The 2,005-nt window shown below is 72.7% G+C and carries 2 protein-coding genes; both read right to left on the bottom strand.

The window, feature by feature from the left end; all coding sequences use genetic code 11:
- Positions 1-82 precede the first annotated feature (82 nt).
- A complete protein-coding gene (locus FNH04_RS45425) occupies positions 83-487 on the bottom strand; it encodes a hypothetical protein (RefSeq protein ID WP_152792063.1) in 405 nt (134 codons plus the stop codon).
- On the bottom strand, positions 480-2,005 hold a 1,526-nt coding region (locus FNH04_RS47085), incomplete at its 5' end, for a hypothetical protein (RefSeq protein WP_194237047.1). The genes FNH04_RS47085 and FNH04_RS45425, both read right to left, overlap by 8 nt.

The raw sequence follows: 2,005 nt of genomic DNA, 5'->3' as shown, positions 1-2,005 counted from the left end.
GGGGTGTACCGGCCCTGGGGAGCGCCCGTGTCCCAGCGCTGTGTCTGCGGGTTCCAGCGCACCCCGCCCTCGTCGGCCATGCTCAGCTCCCCGTCAGCGCGCCGACCGCCTGGCCCACGGCGGCGGCCGAGGCCAGCAGTCCGGTCAGCGCACCCGCGTCCGCGAGGGCCTGCCGGAGCCGGGCGAGCCGGCTCTCGCCCGCCCGGCCGGAGGCCTCGATCTCGGCCTGCGTTCCGGCGAGTTCGGTGTCCAGGGCGGCCGTCTGGTCATTGGCGAGCAACCGCTGGAGATCGGCGCGGAGTTCGAGCACCGCCCGCAGCAACTCCTGCTGCTCGGGGTCGGGTCGCTGCATGCCCACGCCGGTCTGGTTGACGATGCTGTTGCGGTCGCCGATCGCGAACGACCCGTTCACGTTGCTGATGGTGATGTCGCCGCGCCCGGAGCCCCGCCCGGCGCCCTGCTGGGAACCCCGCTCATCCTCAGCCATTCTCCTCCGCTCCCCCCGTGGTCGACGTGCTCGATATGCCCGAAGCGCTCGGTGCGCTCGGTGCGCTCGGTGCGCTCGGTGCGCCCGGTGCGCCCGGCGCCTTGTGGGTGATGACGTTGTTGTCGCCGACGGCGAACGACCCCTGTACGTTCTCGATCAGGGTGCTGCCACCGCTGACGTTCACGATCTTCTGGGCGAACTCGTCGGTCCGGTAGCCCGCTTCCTTCAGCACCTGCCGTACGCCCTGCGCGACGCGGTCCTGGATCGACTTCAGATAGCGGTTGACGTCCATGTCCTGGAAGAGCGAGGCGGAGTCGCCGGACGCCAGCTCGCGGACCGACCGCGCGGGACCGTCGGGCAGCGCCGAGCCGTAGCCCGCGGTGAGCATCCGCCAGCTCATGACGGCGGCGCGGCTCAGTGCCAGCACGGCCTCGACCACCGAGCGGGGCGTACGCGCCAGGGCCCAGACCGCCTTGCCCAGCGGGGTGTTGTGCCGGTACTGGTACGCGACGCGGTCCACGTCCTGGAAGTCGGCGCGCACCGGCAGCAGGACATGGGGGGCGATCTCCAGCATCAGCATGCCGCCCTGGGTGTGCACACGGACGAAGACGGTCGTGACGACCTCCTCCTCCCAGCCGGCGACCCGGGCCCGCAGGAAGTGCCTCCGGGACTCCCCGCCCTCCTCGACCGACTCGGTGCGGTGCACGAGGAACGCCTCCGGGTCGTACGGCGCGAGGTCCCGGCGCGGCAGCCCGGCCACCGGCAGGAACACGCACTCGTCGAGCTCGAGACGGCGCAGCCGGTCCCGCACCATGCCCCCGGCGTGCGGCGAGGGCAGCCGCAGCCGGGCGAGCAGCTCGTCGACCTTGTCGAGGATCACACGGTTGTTGACCGGCAGCGGCGGCTCCGTACGGTCCGGGTCCGGCCGCAGCTCGACCGCGAGGGTCCAGGTGTCGTGGGCCTGTCCGGCACCGCAGAAGGGGTGCGCCGCCTGGTACATCACCAGCGGTGAGTGCTGCTCGACGCGGATGCGCTGCCGCAGCCTCTGGAAGCGCCGCCCGGTGAAGTGCTCGGCCGGGTCGCCGGCCATGTCGCCGAAGTGCGACGGGTGCAGTTCGCGCGCCAGTATCCCGGCGAAGTGGCCGCGCTGCGCCGCGACGCACCCCGCCACCGCCAGCAGGACCACGAGAGCGGCCCAGGCGTGGAACGCCTTGACGGGGGCACCGGACGACGCGCCCGTCCACCCGGCGACGGCGTCGGGCACCACGGCACCCATGAGTCCGGCGAGCGCGCCCTCGTCCGCACCGAAGGCCGCCTGCACCATGGTGATCAGGGAGAGGGCCAGCGTGATCAGCCCCCACCAGTACGCCACCCAGGCCGGCAACCGCCGGTACCACGGGGGGCGTTCCCGCGGGCCGCGGATCCACGAGGCGACCGTGAGCACCAGGTACGGAACCAGGAAGACGATCAGCACGTAGCGGGAGACCGGGAGGCCCACCACCCACAGCCCCAGGATCG

Source organism: Streptomyces phyllanthi, from assembly GCF_009377205.1.
Lineage (GTDB): Bacteria > Actinomycetota > Actinomycetes > Streptomycetales > Streptomycetaceae > Streptomyces > Streptomyces phyllanthi.
The sequence above is the reverse complement of the archived record's forward strand: the minus strand, read 5'-3'. Positions and strand labels throughout refer to the sequence as shown.